Genomic DNA, 25281 nt, shown 5'->3' with positions numbered 1-25281 from the left:
TGAGCATCGACGATGGTGCCCACCACGCCCCGCGGCAACAATGAGCACCTCCCGTAACCTCATGATCGACAGGGGTGATCGGAGATACCCGGCTGCAACCAGTTGAAAACGAAAAGTGATCGGCGATGCGCGACGAACGGCTGGCGAGGGCGCGACCAGGGGGCGAGGCAACAGCCACGGATCGGCGTCCGTCGGCGGTTGCGGGTGCATCGGAGCAGCTTCGTCACGACCAGGCCCGCTCGTGCCGGGACGGTAGTGGGTACAACGGCCTCGGCTACACCATAATCAAGGGGTGACACGAAGCCGTCGTACCGAGCAGACGGCTGACACCCGTCAGGCCCTGATCTCCGCCGCCCGCCGTCGGTTCGCCGAACAGGGGTTCGCCTCCACCGGCACCGAGGAGATCGTCGCCGACGCGCAGGTCACCCGCGGCGCGCTTTATCACCACTTCCGCGACAAGGCCGCACTGTTTCGCACCGTGATGGAACAGGTCGCGACGGAGGTGGCCGAACAGCTCGTCGCCGGTGAACTTGCCCGGGACGCGGAGCTTCCCAGCGACGCCTGGACGCAGCTCCGGTCCGGGTTCCAGTCCCTGCTCGACATCTCCACCGCGGACAGCGACTTCCAGCGCATTGTCCTCGTCGACGGTCCGGCCGTGCTGGGCAACGACGCCTGGGATGCGCTCGTTGAGAAGCACGGCTACCGGCTGCTCTCGGAGTGGCTGGAGCGCGCGATGGCCGAGGACCGCATCGACCCGCTGCCAGTGGTCCCGCTGACCAGGCTGGTCGCCGCCCTGCTGTCGGAGGCGAGCATCTACACCGCCGGCGCCGCGGACCCGGACACCGCCCGCCTCGAGGTCGGCACCGTGCTCGACCGGCTGCTGCGCGGGCTCGGCCGCGGTGGCGATCTCGCCGAGCAGCCGCCGGTCAGTGCCGACGGCGGCGCCGGCTCCCGCGGGACCGCCGGCTAAGGCCGGCTGGCGTCGTCAACGCCAGCGAAACCCTGCTCCCGCCGGCCCTGCTCCCGCCGACGCGAGGCGGGGCGGCACAGACGACGACCGCCCCGACCGGGTGAACCCGGTCGGGGCGGCGACCTGCCGGCCGGACGACGTCACCTGACGGTGACGGTGGCGCCGTGAGCCGGCTCAGACCACGATGAGCCAGCTCAGACGCTGCGGGCCGCTCGGATGGACTCCTTGAGGGAACCCATGGTGGCCAGCACCGCGGAGGTCTCATAGCCGCAGTGCGCCATGCAGTTCGCGCACCGCGGGTCCTTGCCACGACCGTAGGCGTCCCAGTCGGTGGTCTCGACGAGCTCCTTGTAGGACGAGACGTACCCGTCACTCATCAGGTAGCAGGGCTTCTGCCAGCCGAAGAGCGAGTAGCTCGGGATGCCCCACGCGGTGCAGCTGAGCTCCCTCTTACCCTCCAGGAAGTCCAGGAAGACCGGCGAGTGGTTGAGCCGGAACTTCTTGCGCCGGCCGTCCGCGAAGACCTTCGAGAACATCTCGCGGGTCTCCTGGACCCCCAGGAAGTGCTCCTGGTCGGGCGCCTTCTCGTAGGCATAGCCGGGTGAGAGCTGGATCTGGTCGACCTTGAGGTCGTCGTTGAGGAACGTCAGGATGTCGATGACGTCCTGCGGGCTGTCGTTGTTGAAGAACGTCGAGTTGGACCCGACCCGGAAGCCCGCGGCCTTCGCCGCGTGGAAGGCACGGACGCACTCGTCGAACGTGCCCTCCTTCTCCACCACCGCGTCGTGCCGCTCACGCAGACCGTCGATGTGCAGGACGAAGGTGAAGTACGGCGACGGGGTGAAGTTCTTGAGCTTCTTCTGGAGCAGCAGCCCGTTCGTGCAGAGGATCACGAACTTCTTGCGCTTGACCAGCTGGTTCACGATCTCGTGGATCTGCGGGTGCATCAGCGGCTCGCCGCCCGCGATCGCGACCACCGGAGCACCGCATTCCTCCACCGCGGCCAAGGCGTCGTCGACGCTCATCCGCTGCTTGAGCACGGACGCCGGATGCTGGATCTTGCCACATCCAGTGCAGGACAGGTTGCAGGCAAACAGCGGCTCCAGCTCCAGTACGAGCGGGAAGTGCTTGCGACGAAGCAGCTTCTGCTTCGCCAGGTAGGTCCCAATCCGGAGCTGGTACCGCCACTCGACCGCCACGGCTGGCCCCCTCTCGTTAGGTCACCAGTGGATGAGCGATGATCTCTGCATTGACCATACAGCGTGTACGTACAGACTGCATGTGGATCGTCCGATGAACTGCCCCACAAGGGTGTCCGTTAGCCGACCCCGCCGAGTTGCGGACACCGGGAAGACAAGGCCGGGACAGCGCGGACACGGGTTCGGGACAGTCCACGGACGATGTCGGGCCAGCAGCCCGACGACGTGCCCGTGGTCGCATCCGGCCCGGCCGAGCGTCGGGTCGGGTCTCCGGCCAGGCCGCGGAATCAGGCCATGGGATCAGGCCATGGGATCAGGCCGTCTCACCCATGATCAGACAGGTGCTGCTGGCGGTGGCCACGACCTTGCCCTGGTCATCCCGGACGTCTCCCTCAGCGAAAGCCACCCGCCGTCCCGGCCTGGTCACCCAGCCGTGCGCGGTGAGCCGGCTCGGCCGGCCGACGACGACGCGTACCGGCCGCAGGTAATTAACCTTGATCTCGATGGAGGTATACGCCACCGCGGCCGCCAGCGTGGAGTGCACCGCGCAGGCAGTCGCGGTGTCCAGGATCGTGCAGACCAGGCCACCGTGGACGAGGCCGATCGGGTTGTAGGCCGACTCGTCCGGCAGACAGGTGAAGACAACGTCTCCCGGCGCGACCTCGACCGGCCGGAAGTCGAACAGGCGGGAGATCGGGGGCGGCGGAATGCGCCCGTCACGCATCGCGGACAGGAACTCCAACCCGCTCAGCGACGCCGCCGCCGCGGCGACCGGCAGCGGGTCGTGCCAGGTGATCGTCTTGCTCCGCGGCTCGCCCCAGGCAGCCGGGTCGTGCGGGTGGCCTGAGGCGGATTCGGGCCGCGCGGATTCGGGCTCAGTCGTGGTCATGCCCGCAGCCTAGACTGGCTGCATTCAGGATACGTACCCAGTATCGATAGGATGCACCGATGCAGGAATCGTCCGACGGCCCGCGGGCCTGTCCGATCGCGCGGACGCTGGAGGTCGTGGGTGAGCGCTGGTCCCTGCTGGTCATCCGGGAGATCACGCTGGGGGTCCACCGCTTCGAGGGCATCCGGGCCGGCACCGGGGCGCCCCGAGCCGTGCTGGTCGAGCGGCTGCGGGCGCTGGAGCGCGCGGGGGTGCTGGAGCGTCAGCCGTACCAGGAGGCGGGCGCCCGGTCCCGGCACGAGTACCGGCTGACGTCCTCCGGCCGGGACCTGGCACCGGTCCTGCTGGCCCTGCGCCGGTGGGGTGAGCGGCACGCCGCACCGACCCGGCCGCCCGCGGCCGATCGCGGCGCCGCATCCGGCTGAACCGAACCCCACCGTGTCGCCCGGGCGACGCCACCGGCTTCGCCCTCGCCGGGCCGCACCTCGGGACCGCCCGGGAGCCGGGCGCACTATGGCCCTGGAACGGGCGCCGGGGCCGGTCGGCGCAGTTCCTTGGGCAGGTGGAAGGCGAGCGTCTCGGTGCCGACGGAACGCACCGAGACGTCCGTCGCGCCGAGACCCGACAACGCGGTCAGGAGCTCGTTGACGAGGGACGGCGGGGCCGAGGCGCCGGCCGAGATGCCGATCGTGTCCACGCCGGCAAGCCAGGACAGATGCACGTCCCCGACGTCCCCGACCAGATGCGCCTCGACGCCGTCGCGCCTGCTCACCTCGACGAGCCGCACGGAGTTCGCGCTGTTGGCCGAGCCGACGACGAGGACGAGCTGGGCCTCCTCGGCAACCTTGCGGACCGCGTTCTGCCGGTTCGAGGTCGCGTAGCAGATATCGGTGGAGCCCGGCCCGACGATCGCCGGGAACCGCTCCGTCAACGCGTCGACGACCTCCGCGGCCTCGTCCAGGGCCAGCGTGGTCTGCATGAGGTAGGTAACGCGCTCGGGATCGGGAACGTCGAGGGAGCCGACGTCGGCCGAGGACTCGACCAGCGTGATGCGGCCGGGCGCCTCGCCGAGGGTTCCGTCCACCTCCTCGTGGCCGGAATGGCCGATGAGCAGCACGGTGTCCCCGCGGGCGGTGAACCGGCGGGCCTCGGTGTGCACCTTCTCCACCAGCGGACAGGTGGCGTCGATAACGGACAGGCCGCGCTCGCCCGCCTGGTCCCAGACGGCCGGGGCCACTCCGTGCGCGGAGAAGACGACCGTCGAGCCGCCGGGCACCTCGTCGAGCTCCTCGACGAAGATCGCTCCACGGCTGGCCAGGTCGGCTACCACGTGGGCGTTGTGCACGATCTGCTTACGGACGTAGACCGGCGCGCCGTAGATCTCCAGGGCGCGCTCGACGACCTCGATCGCCCGTTCGACGCCGGCGCAGAACGCCCGCGGCTCGGCGAGCAGAACCTGGCGACGGCCGACCGCGGCGGCCCACGCCTCGATGGGGCGCCCGAGCGGACGCATCGTGCGCAGACCACGGATTCCGCGGCGGGCCAGGTCGATACGTCCCAGCGGCTGCGCCGCCGTGTCGACGATGACGCGGACGGCGGCGAACGGCACGTCGCCGACTCCCGCCGCCAGCTCCGCGGACTCCATGTCGACGGCAAGGGCCCCGGTCGCGGCGAGTTCCGCGCGGGCCGTGCCGCCGACGAGCCGCGGCACGGTGACGATCGGGCCGACGTGCACGGTGAGCCCGAGCCGGCGCAGGTCGCCGGCCAGCAGGGGCGCGGCCGCGCAACGGCCGGCGACGGTGCCGTCGGCGTTGCGGATCTCGCTGGCCACGACGACGTCACCGGGCTCGATCCCGGCCGCCAGTCCCCCGGAGAGACCGACGAGGGCGACGGCGTCCGGGCCTGTGTCGCGCACCAGCCGGGCGGCCTTGCGCGCCCGTTCCGGACCCATGCCGGTGCGCACGATGACGGTGTCCGCGCTGAGGCCCGACCGACCGGCGGCCATTGCCTCGACCCGCAGGGCCGCCGCGACGACCAGCCGCGCCCGACCGCGCACGGGGGTTGGCTCCTGCTCCGGGACGACCGCCGCGGCCGGCCGGTGGACCGACGCCGGGAGCGCGGCCGACGGCAGGGACGGCGACGACGACTCCTGCGCCGGGATCTCGGTGGGGGAGGCCGGAACGGTCCTGATCCCGGCACCCGCGGCCGCGGCGACGGCCCTCTGAGCCGCGCTCGTCGTGGCGGCGGACGCGCCGTCCCCGGCGGACGCGCCGTCCCCGACGTCCCCTGCGCCCCCGGCGTTCCCGTCGCCGCCGGCCGCGGATGCGAAGATGTTCATGGCGTGGCCACCCCGGTGAGGGTCACGTACCGACCGAGCGCGGTCAGCGGGAAGACCAGCCGGTACAGGTGGTAGTTGAGGTAGAAGTCACCGGGGAAACCGGTTCCGGTGAACTGGGGCTCGTCCCAGGTCCCATCCGGCCGCTGGGTCTCGCACAGCCAGCGCACTCCCCGTTTGACGGCCTTGCTGTGCGGGTCGACAGCCAGCAGCGCGAGCAGGGCCCAGGCGGTCTGCGAGGCGGTGAGCTCACCCCGACCGATCCAGGCCGGATCGTCGTAGGAGCGTGGGTCCTCACCCCATCCACCGTCGGGCGACTGGTGCTCCAGCAGCCAGCGCACCGCGGCTGTGATCGCCGGGTGGTCGGCGGGAACGCCGGCGGCGATCAGCGCCGGAACCACGGCGCCGGTGCCGTAGACGTGGTTGATCCCCCACCGGCCGAACCAGGAGCCGCCCGGTTCCTGGTTGTCCAGCAGCCATTGCACCGCCCGCCGGGTGATCGGGTGGTCGGAACGGCCGAGGTCGGCCAGCATCTCCACGATGTGGGCGGTGACGTCCGCCGACGGCGGGTCGACAACCTCGCCGAAGTCGCAGAACGGGATCTTCGCTGTCAGCGTCCGCACGTTGTCGGCGTCGAAGGCACCCCAGGCCCCGTCCGACGACCGCATGCCGACGCTCCAGTCGACCCCACGGGCCGCGGCCGCGCGCATCGCCCCGGCCAGCTGCGGGTCGACCGCCGCGAGGCCGCGGGAGGCGCGGTCACGCGCGGCCGGCGAGAGCTCGGCGGTGCCGCCCGGGGTGACGCTGCCACTCGGGGTGACGGTGCCACCCGGGGTGACATGGCTGCCACCGAGCAGGCGACGCAGCGCCAACACGACCTCGGCGGTGTCGTCGGTATCCGGGTAGAAGTCGTTGTCGAACTCGAACGCCCAGCCGCCAGGGGCGAGCGCCGGACGGCGGACCGCCCAGTCCCCGGCCACCCTGACCTCTTCGTCGACCAGCCAGCGGCCGGCCCGCACCATCGCGGGATGGTCGGCGGGGACGCCGGCGTCCGAGAGCGCGACCACCGCGAGCGCGGTGTCCCAGACCGGCGACTGGCATGCCTCGATCTGGGCGGTCGGCCCCTCCGGGGTCTCGCGCCGGATGATGTAGCGTTCCATTCCCCGGAACGCCGTGGCGATCACCGGGTGGTTGAGGGGGTATCCCATGAGATGCAGCGCCATGACGGAGTAGATCCACGGCGGCTGGATGCCCCCCCAGCACCCGTCGGCCTCCTGGCGGGCGACGACCCACTCGGTGGCCCGGCGCAGCGCCAGGGTGCGCAGCACCTTGATCGGCCGGCGCTCATAGCGGTGCAGGATCGCGTCCAACCGCTCGAAGGCGCCTTCCCAGCTGTGCAGCGGGGCCGGCTTCGGCGGCGTCACGGGTGCCGCGACCTTGATCTCGTCGATGCTGAAGCCGAGGTCGCGCACGGGCCGGAGCGACCCGACGATCGTCAACGCGACGATCGTCTGGCGGGCCCAACAGCCGAAGTCGTAGACGTTCAGCGGGAACCAGGACGGCAGGAAGATCAGTTCCGGCGGCAGGACGGGCACGTCGTCCCAGGACCACTCGCCGAAGGTCGCCAGCCAGATGCGGGTGAACACCCGGGCGGCCGCCACCCCGCCCTGGGAGCGGATGAGCGCGGCCGCCGCCGCCATGTGCGGGGCGTCGGGCTCGTCACCGGCCAGACGCAGGGCGATGTACGCCTCGACCGTGGTGGACAGCTCGGCCGGTCCGCCGTAGTACGTGGCCCAGCCGCCGTCCGCGAGTTGCTGGGACCGCACCCACCGGGCGATCGGCTCGGTCTCCTCCTCGGTGCGGATGCCGAGGAACTGCTTCATGAACAGGTGTTCGGCGTCGATCGTGACGTTCGTCTCGAGGTCGCCCTTCCACCAGCCCTCCTCGGACTGCAGCCCGAGGAGGTGGTCCCGAGCCTGGTTGGCCGCGGTCATCGCCGCGGCCAGGTCCGGATCGACCGAGGTCTGCGTCGTGGGCGGGGTGCCGTCGGCGGTCGCCGCGCCACCGCCGGACACACCACCGCCGGACACACCACCGCCGGACAGCGGTGGCGAGGACCGGGAGATCCCGTAAGCGTCGGGCGTGGCGGGCGCGGGAATGTTAACGCGCTTCGAGCTCTTCGCGGCCTTTGGAGCAGCCGGGGACGGGTCCGAGGTCAGGCTCATCGACGACTCCCCTCGTCGTACATGCGATGGTCATGAAGACGATCAACGTGCTGATCGCCGGGCCGGGCGGGAACGGCGACTGCACTCACCCGTCGTCTCCTCAGCGGTCTCGTTCGGTCACGAAGCGCGCGAGGGCCAGCAGTTCCGCCTCGATCTCGGCGGGCATCGACAGCGAGCGGAGCACGTTCTCGCAGGCCTTCAGCTGGCCGTCGGCCTCGGCGGTGGTCCAGTCCCGCCCGCCGGCCCGCTCGATCAGGTCCGCGATGTGCGTCAGCTCCGCCTCGGTGGACTCCCCGGTGCCGGTGAGGAACGCCCGCAGCTCCTCGGCCGCGGCTCCGCCGGCCTCCAGGGCCACCACGACCGGCACCGACTTCTTGCGGGAACGCAGGTCCGACAACACCGGCTTGCCGGTCACCGAGGGATCACCCCAGATACCAAGCAGGTCGTCGATGAGCTGGAACGCGGTGCCGAGCCGGGAGCCGTACTCGGCGAGGGCGTTGACCATGTCGTCACCGGCCCCGGCGAGCACGGCGCCGAGGGAGGCCGAGCAGGCCAGCAGCGCGCCGGTCTTGCCGTCCTCCATGTGCAGCGTCTCGGCGACGCTGACGTCCGACCGTTTCTCGAACATCAGGTCCTCGGCCTGGCCACGGACGAGGTCCTGGACGCCCGCGCCCAGGATCAGCGCCGCACGACGGCCGGGCTCCCCCTCGACCTCCAGCAGGACCTGGGTCGCGAGGCCGAGCAGCGCGTCCCCGGCGAGGATCGCGCCGTCGGCACCGAAGATCGTCCAGGCCGTGGGCCGGTGGCGGCGCTCGGTGTCGCCGTCCATAAGATCGTCGTGCAGCAGCGAGAAGTCGTGCACCAGCTCGACGGCGACCGCTGCCGGCAGCCCGGTCTCCGCCGGGGCGCCGGCGGCCTGCGCCGACAGCAGCGCCAGCGCCGGGCGTACCAGCTTGCCCCCGCCGCCGGACAGTGGCGCGCCCTCGGCGTCGACCCAGCCGCGGTGGTAGGCGACGACGTGACGAAGTCGTGGGTGGAGCCGATCCACCGTGGCGCGCAAGGCAGGCACGGTGAGGGTCCGCCCACGCTCGATCGCATCCGGAACCGTCATGGTCATACCGGGAATCCCCCTGTGGATGTGTGCCTTGGCTGGCCGGACGGAAGCGGCCGGACGACCGCCGCCGATCCGGCGGGAACCGCGTTGTCCCCTCGTGGATCCTGTGGATCCCGCACCTGCGCGGCCGTGGCGCCGCCGCCCGGTGCGCTCACCGATTCAGTGCCTACCGGTACCGACTCACCCACCTGCTCGGGGAGCCGTCCGTCCGTCCTTCGGGCCTGCGGGCCCGGCCCGCGTGGCTCGTTGACGTCGACCCCCATACCGGCCAGGTTCTCACGGACAGCAGTGAGTCCGCTACGCACGGCCGACTCCATGGTCGCCGGCCATCCGGTGTCGGTCCAGGTTCCGGCCAGGGCGAAGCCGGTCAGGCCGGTCGACGCGCCCGGACGCAACGCGAGCGAACCGGGCACCTGCCGGAAGGTCGCCGTACGTTCCCGAGTGACGAAAACCTCCAGTGGCCCGGCCGCCCGCGCGGCCGGGAACAGCCGGGCCATCTCCTCGACGAACAGGGTCCGCAGCTCGTTCGCCGGACGATCGACCCATGGCTCCGCCGCGGACTGCGACAGCGCCAGGTACTGGGCACCGGGCGGGCCGGCAGCGGCGAGCCCGGAGGAGACCGTGCGATCGAAGATCCATTGAATGGGCGAGTCGACCACGGCCAGGAACGGGCCGTCGATCACCGGTCGAGGATAGATCATGTGCACGTTGATGATCGGCGAGTCGCCGAGCTCACGCAGCCGGGCCGCCTCGGGTTCGGCGCCGGCTGGCAGAAGGGACGCGGCGGCGGGCGGCGGCACCGCGAGCACGACCGCGTCCGCCCGCAGCACGCCGCGGTCGTCGGTGCCGGGCACCGCCGCGCCGCGACCGGTCCCGCCCGCGGTGACGGCCAGTTCCCATCCGCTGCCCGCGGCGGTGATGGACCGGACCTTCACCCCGGTGCGCACGTCGGCGCCGGCCGCGGTGAGCGTCTCCATCGCCGCGTCGCCGTGCAGTCGGGACAGGGGGACCTCGGCCCAGCCGAGGTCCCCGGCGGCGGCGCCCTCCAGCAGACCGGTCCGCACGACCTTGGCTGCGAGGCCGAGGGAGGCGTCGGCGGCGGGCACGTTCAGCGTCGCGACCGTCAGCAGTTCCCACAACGCCTTCGTCGCCGCGGGGCCCTGGCCGTGGGTGGACAACCAGGTGCCGAACGACTGCTCGTCCACCGCCGGGGAGCGCTGGTCGAGCCGCCCGAGCTGAAACGCCGCGAGCCCGGCCCGCAGCCGTTCGGCGATCGGCAGCGCCTGGTACCCCAGCAACGCCGGGGCCAGGTGCAGTGGCGCCGGCAGCGGGACCCTCGTCCGGCGCAGCCGGGTCCGGGTCAACGAGTCGCCGAGCAGCACCGGCACGTCCAGCCGGGACTGCAGGGTGGTCAGGTGTTCGACGCCGAGTCGCTGCAGCAGCCCACGGTAGGCCGTGCAGCACCGCATGAACACGTGCTGGCCGGTGTCGATCCACAGCTGCCCGCGCCGGAACGACGTCGTCGCCCCGCCGAGGCGGGGACGTGCCTCCAGCAGGGTCACGCGGGCCCCGCTGTCCACGGCCAGCAGCGCCGCGGCCATGCCCGCGAGCCCGCCGCCGACGACGGCGAGATGCGGGCGTTCGTCCGTCCGCCCGGCGGGCCGCGTCCCCCATGCCGGCGCGACGTCCGCACCGGCACCCGTGGTCATGCCGCCCTCATCTCGGGCCGCCCCGCGAGGCTGCGGGCGGCGACGACCGCCTTCTCCCAGCCGGGCAGCGCCAGCCGACGATCGAGCACCGCGGACGGATCGGTCTTGATCCGCCGGTTGAGCCGCAGGTAGATGCCGGCCATCGCCCCACAACAGGCCGCGCTGCGCCGGTCGAGCAGGTCGAGCAGGACGAGCCCACGCCCATACCACTCCTCCGCTCGCTGCGCCGACGTCCGCAGGTACGCGATGAGCGCGTCGGGGGGGCCGCCGAGGCGACCGGTCGCGTCCACCTCGAGTTCGACGCCGGCGGCCTTCAGCTCCTGGCGCGGCAGGTAGATCCGGCCGCCGAGCAGGTCCTCGCGCACGTCCCGGAGGATGTTCGTCTGCTGGAGTGCGACCCCGAGGGCGTCCGCGACCCCCGAGGCGTCGCGGTGGGAGGTGGCCCGCTCGCTGCCAAAGATGCCGAGCGAGAGACGCCCGATCGTCCCGGCGACCAGGCGGCAGTAGCCGACGAGATCGTCGAACGTGTCGTAGGTGGTGCCGCGCACGTCACTCTCGACCCCGTCGGCGAGTTCGATGAACGCCTCCAACGGGATCGGGAACCGGCGGGCGGCGTCGGCGAGGGCGACGAAGACCGGATCATCGGAGCTGTTCGTCCCCAGCTCCTCGACCTCCGCGCGGACCTGCGCCAGCCCGGCGAACTTCGCCTCCTCGGGAAGATCGCCGTCGCCGATGTCGTCGAGGCGGCGGGCGAGCGCGTAGACGGCGCTCAGCGCCCCCCGCTTCTCGGCCGGCAGCAGGCGAATGCCGTAGGAGAAGTTGCGTGCCGCCTCCTTGGTCACGGCCTCGCAGGCGGCATACGCCTCCGCCACGGTCGGCCGGCCCGCGGGGAACTGCGCCGCGGTACTCATCGAACCTCACCCATCTCCGGAAGAACGGACTGTGCTGCGGGGACGCCGGCCTGGGTACTCGTCGCGGCGGTGCCGCCGTGGGCTGTGGAACCGGAACCGGAACCCGGCCAGGCCCCGGCCGCGCTGGTCGCGGTGGCGACGGCGGCCGCCGTGTGCGCCACCGCCGACGCTCCGGGAGCCAGCGACCGGGCCAGCGCCGCCAGCGCGAACTCGGCGACCCGTGGCTTCGTCGCCTTCGGTGGCCCACCGAGCACGTCGTAGTCGGCGCGCCGGATCGCGTCCAACGCCGCCCGGCCCCCGCCCACGAAACCGGCCAGGGCCAGCCGCAGCCGCCCGGGCACCATCGACACCAGGGGAGCGCCCTGGTCGATCACCGTACGGGCCCGAGCGACCTCGAAGGCCATCAGATGGCGCACGGCCGGACTCGCGACGGAAGCCCGCAGATCGGCCTCGGTCACCCCGAAGGTGTCCAGATCCTCCAGCGGCAGGTAGATCCGGCCGGCGGCGAGGTCCTCGGCCACGTCCTGCCAGTGCTCGGCGAGCTGCAAGGCGGTGCACACCCGGTCCGACAGCACGACCCGGTCGGGGGTCGCCAGCCCGAAGACGCCCAGCACCATCCGTCCGATCGGATCGGCCGAGAGCGTGCAGTAGCGGACCAGGTCGTCGAAGGTCTCGTAACGGGTGACCCGCTGGTCCTGCCGGTTGGCCTCGACGAGGCGCTGGAACGGTTCGGCGGGCAGGTCACAGTCCCGCACGGTCCGCGCGAGCAGGCGCAGGACCGGCAGCTCCGGCTGCCCACCTGTCCAGATCACCTCGAGGTCCGCCGACAACCGGTCGAGCAGGGCGAGCCGGTCGCCGGCCGCCTCGTCGCCGAGGTTGTCGACGAGCCGGCTGAAGGCGTACAACGCGTTGAAGTGGAAACGAACCGCCGCGGGCAGAACGAACGGCGAGACCGGGAAGTTCTCCGCCGGGGCGGCGCGCAGCAGCTGCTCGGCGGGAGTTGCCAGGCCCGTCGCGGCCGGCTGGGCAGGCGTGCGTGATGGGCTGGTTCGGGCGTCGATGGCTGTCATACGCCTCTCCTTCGATGGCGGTCTGCACTACGGACGCGGTCGGGTCGGATCCCGCATCCCCGGATGCCACGACCGGCGCGGACGTACCCGCAGAGCCCGGGTTCGGAAGGCTCTTCGGAAGGCTCCGCGGTGGGGGTGGCTGCCCGGGTCTCGCCGAGGCGATCAGGATGCGGATCGCACCGGGTGGTCATGGGCACGATCAGCGCGGGCCGGTACGGGAGATGGGCCGGCCCTGGGCCGGTATCGGGATGAGCTCCGCCTGGCCGGCCCCCTTCGGTTGGTCCTCACAGGTCCGTGGGCGGAATGATGCTCCGGCGGCACCACCTGGGCGGCCTGCGGCCGGTGGCCGCCCGTCGGCCGCGGCACTCTCATCGTCGGTGTCGCTCACCCCCAGGGCCGGTCGGAGAGCCGGAAGCGGCCGGGTAGACCACGCCGCGGATCATCCGAAGACACCCGCCAGCCTGCGGTAGACCGACGGGATCGCACCGTGGACCCGCACCGCGCCGAGTAACCAGCGTGGCACCCAGATCTCAGCGTCGCCGCGTCCGGTGGCCGCCAGCATGCGCTGCGCGACAAGCCCGGCCGGTATGGGCCGGGGCCAGCGACGGACGTAGGGCGCGCCACGGCGGTGGAAAAATGGTGTGTCGACGACACCAGGTAGACACAGGGTCACCGTCACACCGCGACCGGCAACCTCGGACCGCAACGCGTCGGCGAAACCGAGCAGAGCGGCCTTGGTTGCGGAATAGGCGACCTCACCGCGCACTCCCAGCGCGCCGGCGATGCTGCCCACCAGCAGGATGCGCCCCTGGCCGCGGTCGAGCATGGCCGGCAACATGGCCCGGACCAGCATCATCGGCGACAGCACGTTGACCGTGACCAGCTCCGCGATCGCGGCCGGGGACATTACCTCGAACGGGCCCGCCGCCCCGAGGCCTGCCGAGCACACCAGCAGGTCGACCTCGCCGAGAAGCTCGGTCGCCCGGGAGGAGACCATCAGTTCCGAGCCGGGACTAGACAGGTCGACCGCGATCCGGTGCCCCTCGGTCGCCGCGGCCACCTCGTCAAGCGCGGCCCCGTTGCGACCGACCAGCAGCGACCGGCATCGGTCCGCGGCCAGCAGCAGCGCGGCCTCCCGGCCGATACCGCTGGATGCTCCCGTGATGACGGCGGTCCGGGGCGGCCAGGTCGAGACGACCGAGCCGGCCCGTAGGGCCAGCCCGGTGAGAGATGTAGACACTCCGTTACCGAAAGCGGGGCGAGACCGGGTGCTCACGACACACCGCTTCCGGTCATTCCCCTCACGCCGTTCTCCCCCGCGGGCACTGGTTGCACGTCACCTACAACTTTCCCTACTCGTCGCCCCGCGTTGCGAGGTGGTCCGACCGAAGGTGATTCGGTGTGGTCCGCTGGCACGAACTCGCCGGCCGGATCGTTGCGTCGGCCACCCTGGCGGGCGGCACCGATCCGAACAGCCACTGCTCATCTCATCAACGCCGGGCTCCGGATCCGCGGCGCGTTGGTAACTCCGCGCCACCGGGCTCACGACTGCCACCATTCCACCGTCCCGTCGCCGGATCGTCCATGGTCAGATGGGCGACATCGGACGGCGGGGGCCTAGCGCGACTCCGGACTCCCTATCACACTCCCTCATCCCGACCGTCCGGCGTCGCCCGATATGACAGCGGTCCGATCGATTCGGAATCTGCTCTCGGAGACCTTCTTCCGGGGACTTCGAACTGGCTCCACATCGACGACTGGGTATTGCGGACTATTTACAACCGCATTGCCTCCGGAGGAAGGACGCGCCGACGACACCTTGCCGACTCGATGCCGGTACACGGCGTCAGGGTCATGGTCGGCCTGCTCCGACGCCAACACCCTCCCGTCAGTCCGATCCGGTCACCACAGGATCACCGGCCGCGACGGAGGCAAAGCCGCCGAGACCTACCTCCGGCGGCAGATGTGTCGACCCGTCCGCGGCGTGCGCCGGACAGGCGGAAGGCTCATCATCCAAACGCTGATCCATCCTCCACACGCGACCACCCTACCGCCCCAGACAAACAAGAGCGAAAGCGGCATTTGCCACGACCAAATAGACGGACCACCATCTACGAACGTCTGAAGAGTGAGATGAGGCACATGAACCGCGAAGGTGGGTGGATACGAAGGGGTGATGCACCGGATCGCTCACGGTCCGGCGCATACAGTCGTCAGTGGAGCCGGACGGAGGCCAGGTCCGGCGCGGGAGACCGGTGAGGCGCCGCGGCCTCCCGGCACGCGGGACGTTCTTCGTGCGCCGGGCAGGATGTCTCGACCGGACCCGCGTCGGCGACCGGACCCGCGTCGGCGACCGGACCCGCGTCGGCGACCGGACCCGCGTCGGCGACCGGAGCATCCCGTGACCCGGTCAGGTCAGCACCGGAGGGAGACCTGTCACTTTCATGCCCCTCATCACCCACCGCGCCGCAGCCGCCGGAACCAGCGGCGGAGACGGAGACGGAGTCGGCGGGATCGTCACCGAGAGCGGCGAGGGCGGCAGCCACGATCTCCCCCTGCTCCGCGGCGGAGACCAGCGGGGTGAATGTCCTCGATACCTGCGAGACAAGGACCCGGATGCGCTCGGAGCAGGTGACCGCCTCGCCCGCGCCGCTGCGGCGCTCCTCGTCGGCGCTGGTGGACTGCCTGGCGGCGGCCTGGGCACGTTCGATCGCCATCCCGATGATCCCCCCCCGCAGGGATCCGACCGCGCAGTACGCGCGCAGCAACCCGAGATGGGTGGGAGCCGGCCCCGCGAGCCCGTGCACGAGGGCCTGCTGCAGGGACAGTATGTCGCTCTTGCCGATCTTACGGTGAATCACCGAAGGGTCGTCGGCGAAGACGAGCAGCACGCCACCGGGGCCCGCCAGCGCCTCGACGAATCGCTCGATGATGATCCGGGGGGGCGGCGGCGGGGACTGCCGAACGAGATCGACAAGTCGACCCAACTCGGACACGAAGGGCTCCAGCAGAGCGTCGAGGATCGACTCCTTCGACGGAAAGTGGTAATAGAGCGCCGCCTTCGTCACTCCCAGCCGCTCGGAGATGTCCCGCACCGAGGTGCCGGCATACCCCTGTTCGCTGAAGAGGCTCATGGCGGCGGCGAGGATCCGCGATCTGGTATCGCCCCGTGGATCGAGCGATGCCGGATCGGGCGATGTCGGCTCGGTCATGGCGGCCATACACCCCCCCGATCGAGTCCGCGACGGATGTTACCCTCAACTCTACCTACTGAACGACCGGTAAGTTTCTCGGTAGCAATCAGCAGCAAATCGTCAGCATGACGTCGCAGGTAGCGACACCACCGATCACCAACGCCCGAGGGGAAACCGTGGCCTCGCTCGCCCGCTGGTGCTTCCGGCACCGTCGGCTCGTCCTGTTCCTGTGGATCGTCGCGCTGCTCGGGCTCGGCGGCATCAGCCAGGTGGCCGGAAGTAGTTACAAGGACGCCTTCTCCCTGCCCGGCACCGATTCGCAGAAGGCCATCGACCTCCTGCAACGCGACTTCCCGGCGGCGTCGGGAGACAGCGCCACCATCGTGCTGCACAGTGACAAGACTCGTATCACCAACCGTGCCATCTCCGATCGGGCCAGCGAGATGCTCGGCGAGCTCGCCAAGGTCCCGCACGTCACCGGGATCACGAGCCCATACGGGCCGCGGGGCGCCGCCCAGATCAGCAAGGACGGGCACACGGCCTTCGCGACCGTCGACTTCGACCTGCAGGGCATCGAGCTGCCCAAGGACGACATCCAGCGGTTCGTCGACACCGCTCGAGGCTACGGCGGCGACGACCTGCAGGTGGAGGCGACCGGTCAGATCGTCTCGATCATCGAGCAGCAGCAGCAAAGCTACAGCGAGCTGATCGGCATCATCGCCGCGGCGATCATCCTCTTCGTCGCCTTCGGCTCGTTGCTGGCCGTCACTCTGCCCCTGATCACCGCCATCATGGCCCTCGGGGTCGGCAGCATCCTGATCATCCTGCTCTCCCACGTCCTCACGATCGCCGAGTTCAGCCCGGTCCTCGCGACCTTGATCGGACTGGGCGTCGGCATCGACTACGCCCTGTTCATCGTCAACCGGCACCGCATCGGCCTACGCGCAGGCAAGAGCCCGGAGGAGGCCACGGTCACCGCGGTCAACACCTCCGGGCGCGCCGTGCTCTTCGCCGGCATGACCGTCTGCATCGCGCTGCTCGGCATGTTCGCGCTCGGCGTGAGCTTCCTCTACGGCGTGGCGATCTCGGCGGCGGTAGCCGTGGCGATGACGATGACCGCGGCCGTCACCCTGCTGCCGGCCCTGCTCGGCTTCTACGGCATGAAGGTGCTCAACCGGCGCGACCGGCGCAGGCTGGCTGAGGAGGGCCCGGTGCACGAAAGCACCTCGGGCTTCTGGTGGCACTGGGCGAAGCGGCTGGAGGGGCGGCCCCAGTTGTTCGCGGTGGTCAGCGCGGTGGTCATCGCCGTCATCGCGATCCCGTTCCTCTCGCTGCGGCTCGGCTCGTCCGACCTCGGCAACGGCGACACCGCCAAGACCACCAAGCGCGGCTACGACCTGCTGGCCGAGGGCTTCGGACCGGGGTTCAACGGTCCGTTCAGCATCGTCGCCGAGATCCATTCGCCGCAGGACACGGCAAGCCTCCGCGCTGTGGTGGCGGCGGCCCGCGCGACACCAGGCGTCGCCTCCGTCTCGGCCCCGCGGCCGAGCCCAAACGGGCAGGCGGCGATCGCCACCCTGTACCCGACGACGAGCCCGCAGGCCGAGGCGACCTCGAAGCTGCTCAACCAGCTGCGCGACCACGTGATCCCGCAGGCGAACCAGGCCGGCACCGGCATCTACGTCGGCGGCATCACGGCCACCTTCGAGGACTTCTCCAGCACGCTGTCGGGCAAGCTGCCGCTGTTCATCGGGATCGTGGTTCTCCTCGCCTTCCTGCTGCTGGTAGCGGTGTTCCGCAGCCTGCTGGTCCCGTTGACCGCCTCGCTGATGAACCTGCTCGCGGTCGGGGCGGCCTTCGGCGTGGTCGTCGCGGTGTTCCAGTGGGGCTGGGGCGCATCGCTGTTCAGCATCAGCGGCGGCCCGGTCGAGGCGTTCATCCCGGTGATCCTCTTCGCGATCCTGTTCGGCCTGTCCATGGACTACGAGGTGTTCCTGGTCAGCCGGATGCACGAGGAGTGGACCGCGCGCCGGGACAACCGGATCGCCGTCTCGCTCGGCCAGGCCGAGACCGGCCGGGTCATCTCCGCGGCTGGCGCGATCATGATCCTGGTCTTCGCCTCGTTCATCCTCGGTGACGAACGAGTGATCAAGCTGATGGGCCTCGGGCTCTCGACGGCGATCCTCATCGACGCCTTCATCATCCGGACCGTGCTGGTGCCCTCGCTGATGCACATCTTCGGCACGGCGAACTGGTGGGTGCCGGCCTGGCTCGACCGGGTCCTGCCGCGGATCTCCGTCGAGTCCGCCGAGGATCTGGAGGAGATCCGGCACACCCCGCTGCCCGAGGACGCCGTCGCGGGCCGTCCCGCGGCCGGGGGGCCGGTCCGCCCGCTTCCCGGGCAGGCAGCCCGCGAGGAGCGGAGCTCACGCACCGGCGAGCCCATGCGCTGATCTTCACGGGACCACCCGAAACACTGCGGGACCACCCGAACAGTGACAGCCCGCGGGGCGTCCGCCTGGCCGGCGGGCGCCCCGCGGCGCTTGGCCTGCCGGGATCGGCCAGGATGGTGAGCCGGCCGAGGACACGTTCGTCGCCATCGAAGGAACCACGAGCGCGACCGCGACGGTACTGGGCACGTTGTTCCCCTGTGCCCGGGCCCGGTTGGGGGCGTGGGTGCGCAACCGTCACGCCAAACCGGCGGTGCGCCGGATCCTCACCGAGACGCCGGCGGTCATGCCTCCATCACCTCGTTCGCCAAGCTGGACATCATCACCGCACCACATGCGGGTGGCCCCGCGAGCACCTGAGCCGCGCCCGCGCCCCGAGCATCCGGTTCACCGAGCGACGCGACGCTCACCGAACCACCGACGGACTCGGGAATCTGATTACCGAACTCCAGATATCCGCTACGCTGCGGCACCCCCCGCAGGGCCGCGGCGGCACGGACCCGTCGCGCGTGCGGGGACGGCAGCAACCCGCCCACCTCGTCCACGGAGACGAACGCGCAGTTGATGATCTCGTCCATGTCCAGCCGGATGCGCTCCCGCCATGAGGCAGGCAGCACACCGCCGTCGAAGACGAAGGCCAGCATCTCGCTGTCGAGCCACCCGTCGTTAAGACATGGCGCCCAGTCGATCGCGAGCAGACCACCGATCGGTGGGGCGATACCGAGCTCCTCGGCGACCTCCCGTACGCACGCCGAGTAGGGCGATTCCCCCGGTTCGACAAAGCCTCCCGGAATGTCCCAGCCCGGCTTGTACGACGGTTCAACGAGCAGTATGCGGTCTTCTTCATCGAAGAACAGGACACCCGCCGCAGCGTAGGGTCGCGCCATCGGAGGTCGGTTCAAGCTCGCCTCGGTGCCGTGGTCAGGACGCTGCCGTGGGGTGGCCGGCGGCTTCGAGGACATCGCCGACCGCAGCATCAGACCGTCACCGGGTACGCCGGCCGGGTCCGACAGAGCCCGGTCGACTAGGGAAAAGTCAAGATCCTTCTTCATATTATCACACACTTCACATAGTACTGACGAACGGAATTGATGTTCCTGCCGCCGAGTGGTGGGCGACGCGGTGGACCACTAACGATAGGCGACCACGAAGGGACGCGACCCGCCAGCGTTTCGCGGAACTAAGGTAAAAATAATAAAGACGAACCGGCAAGGAGGGCGGGTGCGGTTACCCCGCCGATCCATATCCGCAACGCGGACCGGACGACGATACGACAGAAAGAATTGTGTCGATAGCGGTCGGTGACAGAGATGACCGGTCAACGCGGAACGGACCGGGAGAACGGGCCGAGGCGGAGCGCGGACCAGCCGTCTTCACCCACCTGCGCCGGCCGGCCGCCGAATGGGTCTCCCCCACGGTGATGGACGACCTCGCGGCAAGACCGGCCGCCTCCCTCGCGGCCGCCTCCCTCGCGGCCGCCTCCCTCGCGGCCGCCTCCCTCGCGGCCGCCTCGGAGTGACGGACGGCGCACCGCAACTCATCGAGAGCTGAGGGCTGCATCTGGACGCCCGTCGGCGGGTATCCGTTCCTCCGAAGGGAGACCGCTTCCCCCGACGGGGGATTCCCGGCCGACCGCAGGAGGTGGATGAGGTGGATCAGGTGACGCCGACCCCGAGCAACCTGAAGATCGTCGTGGTGGGAGCCACGGGGAATGTCGGCACGAGCGTGCTGGCAGCCCTCGGCCGGTCGGCCGAGGTCGGCTCCCTGGTCGGGGTGTCCCGCCGCACCCCGACATGGACGGCGCCGAAGACCCGGTGGGCACAGGCCGATGTCGTCACGGACGACCTCGCCCCGCTGTTCCAGGGCGCCGACGTCGTGATCCACCTGGCCTGGTTGTTCCAACCCACCCACAACCCCTTGACCACATGGCGGACCAACGTCCTGGGATCCATCCGCGTGTTCGAGGCCGTTGCCCGAGCCGGCGTGCCCGCGCTGGTGCATGCCTCGTCGGTCGGCGCCTACTCGCCCGCCGCCCGGGAAGGCATCGTTGACGAGGGATGGCCGACCCACGGCTGGCCCGAGGCCGCCTACACCCGGGAGAAGGCGTATCTGGAGCGGGTCCTCGACACCTTCGAACGTGACTATCCGGGCATCCGGGTGGTACGGCTGCGGCCCGGGTTCATCTTCAAGCGGGAGGCCGCCAGCCAGCAACGGCGCCTGCTCGCCGGGCCGTTGCTACCCGGCCGGGTGGTACGGCCGGCAGCGGCGCCCACGCACCCCGCGACGGTCCCCGTGCTGCCGGATCTGCCGGGGCTACGCTTCCAGGTGGTGCACTCCTCCGACGTCGCGGACGCCTACCGGTTGGCGGCCCTGACCGGGGCCCGCGGCGCCTTCAACATCGCGGCCGACCCGGTGGTCGACGTACCCCTGCTCGCCGACATCCTCAATGCGAGAATCATCCGGATGCCGGCCGGCCTGGCCCGGGGCGCTCTGGCTACCGCCTGGCACCTGCATCTGGTGCCCGCCTCCCCGCAGCTCTTCGACGCCGTCCTGCATCTACCGATCATGGACACCACCCGGGCCCGGACGGAGCTCGGCTGGTCGCCCCGCCACGACGCCCGCGCCGCGATCGGCAGCTTCCTCACCGGCCTGCGCGAGGGCGCGGGCCTGCCCACACCCCCGCTCACGCCAAGCACCGCGCGGAGCCGGTGGGAAGAGGTCCGCACCGGCATGGGGCAGCGGGCCTGACGCGGGGCGCTACCCCTGTCGTAGGGGTTGACGGCCTGTTGGCGGTGGTCACGGTCGTGCGGCGACTGTGTGAGGCCCGGGCCGAGGTGGGCGAAGGAGGTATGTGGTGTCCGCAGAGGCTGCCGTGCCCCCCAGAGCCAGGAAGCACCGGCGAGCGTGCCGTCTTGGGAGGCGTTCCCGGAGGTGAACCGGGTGGTCGTCGGGCGTCTGCTGGGGGATGTGGACGGTGTCCACAACCCGGCCGAGTACAACGACCGCGTGCTCCTTGTACTCCTCGGTGAATCTGCGGCGTGTCGCGCCCATCGCTCGCTCTCCCGACGGATCGGACAGCTAATCCGGGTGTCCACCGAAGCGGGAACGGTCCAGGCGTCGCTCATCCACCGAATCCGGACGACAGACAGGGCAGGCCACAGTTGGGCTCCGTCGCGATGGGGGCGTGGCGGGAAGCATCAGCTGTTACGCGCGGTCTCCGAGCCTGTGATCCGCCTGAGCAGTGGAAGGGTCGAGGTGATGATTCCCAGCGCCGCGGCCAGACCGAGGACGACGAGCGTGTAGTACGCCTCGCCTGGCAAGATCAGATCGTATTTCATCTGGGATTTCAGGAACATGGCCGCCGCCGCGAAGCCTGTCCCGATCGCGAGGGCGGCTCCTGCCAGCAGCGGCAGCGCGCTTTCCAGGCCGATGACTCGTTGCAACAGCCGTAGGGGCGCGCCGGTGAGCCGCAGGATCGCGAAGGGGCGCCTGCGTTCGGACAGGCCCGCGACGATGCTGACGGCGAGGCTGGCGCCCGCGATCGGCAGGGTGGTCAGCAGCACCACGTTGGCCAGCTGGCGCCAGCTGGCCAACTCCTGTTGCTGGTGGGAGCCCCAGTCGTTGACCGTCCGGGCCATGTAGTTCGGGTAGGTCCTGGTCAGCAGGGTCCGGGTCTGCTCCATGGCCGCCGTCGACCCGTCGGTGGTCACGTAGAGCATCTGTACGGGCAGCGTGGCGGCCTGCTCCCGGGAGATCGCGGCGGAGGGCCACTGCTTGACGTTGTTCGACTGGACGTCGAGGAACGTGAAGAGCGGGACGGCCGCGACGCCCACCCCGGGTGGGCAGCGGCCGATGACCGGGATTTGCACCAGGTCGGTGCAGACCACCAGGCCGGGCGCCCATGGCCGGGGATCCGCCGGGTCCATTCCGATCCTGTGGGGGTTGGCGTGGACGATGCCGAGGCCCCGGAAGCCCGGGACTGCCCGGATGTCCGCGAGGAGCCGGTCCGGCACGGCGCCTGTCATCGGCGGGTCACCGGGCTGCGCACCGTCCACTACCGCGACCCGGGTCTGCGGATCACCGCTGAGCACCCCGCGGTTGTGGTTGATGGTTCCGATGACACTGACCGTCGCCGTGGTGACGAACAGGGCCAGGACCAGTCCGCTGACCGAACGGAAACCAGCCTTCGGGTCGTCCGCGAGCCGGCGCGCCGCGATCAGAGTCGCCGGACGGCTGGTACGCCGTGCGACTACCCGGGCGGCGGCCATGGTGAGCCACGGCCCCCCGACCACCAGGCCCAGCATCACCAGCAGGAAGCCGCCGAGGTAGGCCGCTGTCTGACCGTTGGTGGTCGCCGGGCGGCGATCGACGAAGAAGGCAAGTTCCCCGAGACCGGCCAGCAACGGGACCGGCCGCCAGGCCCGGGGCGGACGTGGGGTCACCCGGCGGGTCACGCCCAGCGGGGAGATGATGACCCGGCGCAGCGCGATACGAGCCGCGATCGCCGCTGCCACCGGGACACCCAGGGCGACCCCCAGAGTCTGGGACGCGGTGAGAGTCAGATCCTCGGCGAAGAAGCGGCTGCCGGTGAACGGCACGGTGGCGAGTACCGGGCGCAGCGCGAGGTAGAGGCCGAAGCCGGCGGCTGTGCCAGCGGCGGCTGCCAGTGCGGACTCGACCGCTGCGATCAACGAGATCTGCCCGGGAGTGGCGCCGACAAGTCGCATCGCGGCGTACCGCTGCTCCCGCGTCGCGGCGGACAGGCGGGTCGCAGTCCCGACGAAGATCAGAACCGGGAAGATCAGCGCGGCGGCCACCACCGAGAGGATGAGGGTCATGGCGTCACCGCGCACGCCCTCGCCGAGACATGCATCGTCGCAGGCGGGCGGCAGCGTGCCGGCGATGGTGGTGACCGCTCGTGCCCCGGGCGCGGCCTTGACCTCGGCCGGGGCGCGGCCGATGACCGCCACCAGCGAGTCCGGAGAGGCAAGCGCGGCGTTACCGATCCTGCCGACCATCCGGCCCGGGATGCGGTCGCCCAGCTGGGCCGCCGGGGTCTCGCGCAGCAGCGTGGCAAGCGCCGGCGAGGCGTAGTACTCGCCGGGGGCCGGAAGCCTGCGCAGACCCGGCGGGACGGGTGAGGTCGGTCCGGTGGCTGCGACGTCCACCTCGATGAGCGACCTGCCGTCGTAGAAGTCGCGGTGGGCCCGCCACCACAGAGGGTCCACCGAGGCCGTCTCGGTCCGGCTGGCAGCGCCGGTGTTGTACCAGAGTTGCCGGGCGTTCGACCGGTCGACGGCGCCCAGGCTGGCGAGCGTGGACAGCAGCAGCCCCACGCCGATGGCGACGGCAGCGATGATCATCACAAGCCGGGCGAGGGCGTGGCGGCCGCCACTGACGGCGAGGCGGAACGCGAAGGGGATCACGGGGCGATCCGTTCGGCCGCGAATGTGCTGGCCCTGCCGTCCCGGACGACGGCCTCCCGGTCGGCGTAGGCGGCGACCCGGGGCTCGTGGGTGACCAGGATGACGGTCGTGCCCTGCTCGCGGGCCGTACCCACCAACAGTTCCATCACCTGTTCGCCGGTGAGCGAGTCGAGTGCGCCGGTCGGCTCGTCGGCGAAGAGCACCTGGGGCCGGGCGACCAGGCCACGGGCGAGCGCGATGCGCTGCGCCTGGCCTCCCGACAGTTCGCCGGAACGGCGCCGCTGCATGCCGTCCAGGCCGAGCCGGGCGAACCAGGGCCGGGCCTGGGCGAGTGCTCCTGCCCGGCTGGTGCCGCCGAACAGCAATGGCAGAGCGACGTTCTCCTCGGCGGTCAGCTCGGGGACGAGCTGACCAAACTGGAAGACGAAGCCGAAGGTACGCCGGCGCAGTTCGCTGCGCCGGGCCTCGTTCATGGTGTCGATTCGTCGGCCGTTGAAGTGCACCTCCCCCGAGTCGGGGGTGAGGATGCCGGCCAGACAGTGCAGCAAGGTGGACTTGCCGGAACCGCTCGGGCCCATGATGGCGAGCACCTCGCCGGCATCGACGGTCAGGCTGGCGCCACGCAGGGCAGGGGTCTCACCGAAAGTGAGCGCGAGATCGCGGGCCTCGATCAGGACGGTCATGAGCGCACCACCTCGGCGATCGCGCCCAGCCGAGCCGTGGTCAGGTCGATCCAGCGCAGATCGGCTTCCAGATGGAACAGTCCGTAGTCGGCGAGCAACGCGTCGACGAGCGGGCCGGTACGCCGTAGCTCGGTCAGCTCGCGCATCCGCCGCAGGTGGGCAGCGCGCTGCGCGTCGAGGTACTGCTGGGCGTCGCGGCCGAGCATCAGCGCCAGCACGACCTTGGTGAACAGCACCGTCCGCAGGGAGGGTTCGGGCGCCACCGGCTCGGTCAGCCAGCTCTCGAACTCCGTCGCCCCTGCCTCGGTGATGACGTAGCGCTTGCGGTCGGGCCCGTCGCCGGGCTCCGCCTCGCCGACCATGACCTTGCCGTCGCGCGCCAACCGGCCGAGCGTGGCGTACACCTGCCCGAACGGCAGTGGCTTGCCTCGGCCGAAGAACTCGTCGTAGACGCGCTTGAGGTCATAGCCGTGACTCGGCTCCCGCTCCAACAGCCCCAGCAGGGTCAAAGGAACACTCACGAGGGCACTGTACGCTAGGAATATACTTCAAGTGTATACCTCGCGAGGATGCGGCGGTGGCCTGCGGCGAAGCGGACACCGGCATCGCTACAGAGGTGCAGGACGGGATGAAGTCGCCGGTGTGACCGGGGTCAGGTTCCCATCGTCGCCCGGCAGGCAGCCGCGTAGCCGCCAGTAGCGGGTCAGCAGCTCCGTAGTCGGCTCCGCTACGTCATCGCAATCTTTGGTGATCTCCGGACGTAGCGCGCCGCGGACAGATGGAGTTCCCAGACCGTGCCACCACCGCCGATGACGCCATGATCCCACCGCCCTGCCACCGGATCGCGCCCGCAAGGTCCCGGAGGCTCACCCAGGAGACCCACGCCCCGGCTACACCACCTGACCACCCCGGGCCAGCTCCACGCCGGCCGGACGGGGGGCTCGGGGGGTCGCCCCCCGGAAAACATCGCGGCCCGCCGGGAAGCCGACCAAAGGTCGGCAACCACGACGGGCCAGCTTGTGGACCTCCTCCGGAGATACTCCAACCCCTCTTGTGGGTACCTCCGCGATCTTCGGACCCTCTGCACCGTCCTGGACGAGGTCGAC

19 protein-coding genes are annotated in these 25281 nt (G+C 70.8%); 5 read left to right on the top strand and 14 right to left on the bottom strand.

All coding sequences use genetic code 11. The features are described 5' to 3' along the window. Positions 1-292: 292 nt before the first annotated feature. A complete protein-coding gene (locus FRANCCI3_RS04165; protein ID WP_011435281.1) occupies positions 293-970 on the top strand; it encodes a TetR/AcrR family transcriptional regulator in 678 nt (225 codons plus the stop codon). A 194-nt stretch (positions 971-1164) separates the two neighbouring features. Here FRANCCI3_RS04165 and hpnH read toward each other — a convergent pair whose 3' ends face one another. Both hpnH and FRANCCI3_RS04155 read right to left on the bottom strand, forming a co-directional pair. After that, positions 1165-2169: an adenosyl-hopene transferase HpnH gene (hpnH, locus tag FRANCCI3_RS04160; RefSeq protein ID WP_011435280.1), complete on the bottom strand. Its 1005-nt coding sequence runs from the start codon at positions 2167-2169 to the stop codon at positions 1165-1167. Positions 2170-2482: 313 nt separating this feature from the next. Next, positions 2483-3058 (bottom strand): PaaI family thioesterase, encoded by a 576-nt coding sequence (locus FRANCCI3_RS04155; protein ID WP_011435279.1) that lies wholly within the window; start codon positions 3056-3058, stop codon positions 2483-2485. A gap of 59 nt (positions 3059-3117) precedes the next feature. On the opposite strand from FRANCCI3_RS04155, the gene FRANCCI3_RS04150 reads away from it, so the two are divergent. Continuing rightward, entirely contained in the window at positions 3118-3483 is a 366-nt protein-coding gene (locus FRANCCI3_RS04150) for a winged helix-turn-helix transcriptional regulator (RefSeq protein WP_011435278.1), read from the top strand. An 86-nt stretch (positions 3484-3569) separates the two neighbouring features. On the opposite strand, the gene ispH is transcribed toward FRANCCI3_RS04150, so the two are convergent. The 8 genes from ispH to FRANCCI3_RS23150 all read right to left on the bottom strand — a co-directional run bounded on the left by ispH (position 3570) and on the right by FRANCCI3_RS23150 (position 15634). Further along, complete coding sequence (gene ispH / locus FRANCCI3_RS04145) at positions 3570-5396, bottom strand: 4-hydroxy-3-methylbut-2-enyl diphosphate reductase (protein WP_023841192.1); 1827 nt, start codon at positions 5394-5396, stop codon at positions 3570-3572. Beyond that, a complete protein-coding gene (locus FRANCCI3_RS04140; protein WP_011435276.1) occupies positions 5393-7618 on the bottom strand; it encodes a terpene cyclase/mutase family protein in 2226 nt (741 codons plus the stop codon). Before FRANCCI3_RS04140 ends, ispH begins: the two co-directional genes overlap by 4 nt. A 100-nt stretch (positions 7619-7718) precedes the next feature. Next, entirely contained in the window at positions 7719-8735 is a 1017-nt protein-coding gene (locus FRANCCI3_RS04135; protein WP_011435275.1) for a polyprenyl synthetase family protein, read from the bottom strand. Next, on the bottom strand, positions 8732-10441 hold the full coding sequence (gene hpnE / locus FRANCCI3_RS04130; RefSeq protein ID WP_011435274.1) for a hydroxysqualene dehydroxylase HpnE: 1710 nt from the start codon (positions 10439-10441) through the stop codon (positions 8732-8734). The genes FRANCCI3_RS04135 and hpnE overlap by 4 nt, the downstream gene beginning before the upstream one ends. Then, positions 10438-11352 (bottom strand): presqualene diphosphate synthase HpnD, encoded by a 915-nt coding sequence (gene hpnD / locus FRANCCI3_RS04125; protein WP_011435273.1) that lies wholly within the window; start codon positions 11350-11352, stop codon positions 10438-10440. The genes hpnE and hpnD overlap by 4 nt, the downstream gene beginning before the upstream one ends. Further along, complete coding sequence (gene hpnC, locus FRANCCI3_RS04120) at positions 11349-12422, bottom strand: squalene synthase HpnC (RefSeq protein WP_011435272.1); 1074 nt, start codon at positions 12420-12422, stop codon at positions 11349-11351. The genes hpnD and hpnC overlap by 4 nt, the downstream gene beginning before the upstream one ends. Before the next feature lie 439 nt (positions 12423-12861). Further along, entirely contained in the window at positions 12862-13641 is a 780-nt protein-coding gene (locus FRANCCI3_RS04115; protein ID WP_085014068.1) for an SDR family NAD(P)-dependent oxidoreductase, read from the bottom strand. A 994-nt stretch (positions 13642-14635) separates the two neighbouring features. Beyond that, positions 14636-15634 (bottom strand): TetR/AcrR family transcriptional regulator, encoded by a 999-nt coding sequence (locus tag FRANCCI3_RS23150; RefSeq protein ID WP_011435270.1) that lies wholly within the window; start codon positions 15632-15634, stop codon positions 14636-14638. 158 nt (positions 15635-15792) lie between these two features. Here FRANCCI3_RS23150 and FRANCCI3_RS04105 point away from each other — a divergent pair, with 158 nt between their 5' ends. Further along, entirely contained in the window at positions 15793-18069 is a 2277-nt protein-coding gene (locus FRANCCI3_RS04105; RefSeq protein WP_011435269.1) for an MMPL family transporter, read from the top strand. Between the two features lie 281 nt (positions 18070-18350). On the opposite strand, the gene FRANCCI3_RS04100 is transcribed toward FRANCCI3_RS04105, so the two are convergent. Continuing rightward, positions 18351-18953 carry an NUDIX domain-containing protein gene (locus tag FRANCCI3_RS04100; RefSeq protein WP_236701418.1) on the bottom strand — a complete coding sequence of 201 codons (603 nt, stop codon included), beginning with the start codon at positions 18951-18953 and terminating at the stop codon, positions 18351-18353. Between the two features lie 398 nt (positions 18954-19351). Between FRANCCI3_RS04100 and FRANCCI3_RS04095 the strand changes: the two genes are divergently transcribed. Then, positions 19352-19585: a hypothetical protein gene (locus tag FRANCCI3_RS04095; RefSeq protein WP_035958017.1), complete on the top strand. Its 234-nt coding sequence runs from the start codon at positions 19352-19354 to the stop codon at positions 19583-19585. A 131-nt stretch (positions 19586-19716) separates the two neighbouring features. Continuing rightward, positions 19717-20814, top strand: coding sequence for an NAD-dependent epimerase/dehydratase family protein (locus FRANCCI3_RS04090; protein ID WP_011435267.1), 1098 nt, complete (start codon positions 19717-19719; stop codon positions 20812-20814). A 449-nt stretch (positions 20815-21263) separates the two neighbouring features. Here FRANCCI3_RS04090 and FRANCCI3_RS04085 read toward each other — a convergent pair whose 3' ends face one another. From FRANCCI3_RS04085 to FRANCCI3_RS04075, 3 genes are read right to left on the bottom strand one after another with little or no spacing between them, the layout of a single operon-like run. Then, positions 21264-23492: an FtsX-like permease family protein gene (locus tag FRANCCI3_RS04085; protein WP_011435266.1), complete on the bottom strand. Its 2229-nt coding sequence runs from the start codon at positions 23490-23492 to the stop codon at positions 21264-21266. Beyond that, entirely contained in the window at positions 23489-24175 is a 687-nt protein-coding gene (locus tag FRANCCI3_RS04080; RefSeq protein ID WP_011435265.1) for an ABC transporter ATP-binding protein, read from the bottom strand. The genes FRANCCI3_RS04085 and FRANCCI3_RS04080 overlap by 4 nt, the downstream gene beginning before the upstream one ends. Further along, positions 24172-24696 carry a PadR family transcriptional regulator gene (locus FRANCCI3_RS04075; RefSeq protein WP_023841185.1) on the bottom strand — a complete coding sequence of 175 codons (525 nt, stop codon included), beginning with the start codon at positions 24694-24696 and terminating at the stop codon, positions 24172-24174. The genes FRANCCI3_RS04080 and FRANCCI3_RS04075 overlap by 4 nt, the downstream gene beginning before the upstream one ends. Positions 24697-25281: the final 585 nt, after the last annotated feature.

This window comes from Frankia casuarinae (genome assembly GCF_000013345.1).
GTDB lineage: Bacteria > Actinomycetota > Actinomycetes > Frankiales > Frankiaceae > Frankia > Frankia casuarinae.
Note: the sequence above shows the minus strand (reverse complement) of the source record. Positions and strands in the feature narration are given on the sequence as shown.

Excerpts from the sequence above, each read along its gene's own strand:
- FRANCCI3_RS04155 (WP_011435279.1), bottom strand. The coding sequence starts at position 3,058 with ATGACCACGACTGAGCCCGAATCCGCGCGGCCCGAATCCGCCTCAGGC.
- FRANCCI3_RS04150 (WP_011435278.1), top strand. The coding sequence starts at position 3,118 with ATGCAGGAATCGTCCGACGGCCCGCGGGCCTGTCCGATCGCGCGGACG.
- ispH (WP_023841192.1), bottom strand. The coding sequence starts at position 5,396 with ATGAACATCTTCGCATCCGCGGCCGGCGGCGACGGGAACGCCGGGGGC.
- FRANCCI3_RS04140 (WP_011435276.1), bottom strand. The coding sequence starts at position 7,618 with ATGAGCCTGACCTCGGACCCGTCCCCGGCTGCTCCAAAGGCCGCGAAG.
- FRANCCI3_RS04135 (WP_011435275.1), bottom strand. The coding sequence starts at position 8,735 with ATGACCATGACGGTTCCGGATGCGATCGAGCGTGGGCGGACCCTCACC.
- hpnE (WP_011435274.1), bottom strand. The coding sequence starts at position 10,441 with ATGACCACGGGTGCCGGTGCGGACGTCGCGCCGGCATGGGGGACGCGG.
- hpnD (WP_011435273.1), bottom strand. The coding sequence starts at position 11,352 with ATGAGTACCGCGGCGCAGTTCCCCGCGGGCCGGCCGACCGTGGCGGAG.
- hpnC (WP_011435272.1), bottom strand. The coding sequence starts at position 12,422 with ATGACAGCCATCGACGCCCGAACCAGCCCATCACGCACGCCTGCCCAG.
- FRANCCI3_RS23150 (WP_011435270.1), bottom strand. The coding sequence starts at position 15,634 with ATGACCGAGCCGACATCGCCCGATCCGGCATCGCTCGATCCACGGGGC.
- FRANCCI3_RS04100 (WP_236701418.1), bottom strand. The coding sequence starts at position 18,953 with ATGGCGCGACCCTACGCTGCGGCGGGTGTCCTGTTCTTCGATGAAGAA.
- FRANCCI3_RS04080 (WP_011435265.1), bottom strand. The coding sequence starts at position 24,175 with ATGACCGTCCTGATCGAGGCCCGCGATCTCGCGCTCACTTTCGGTGAG.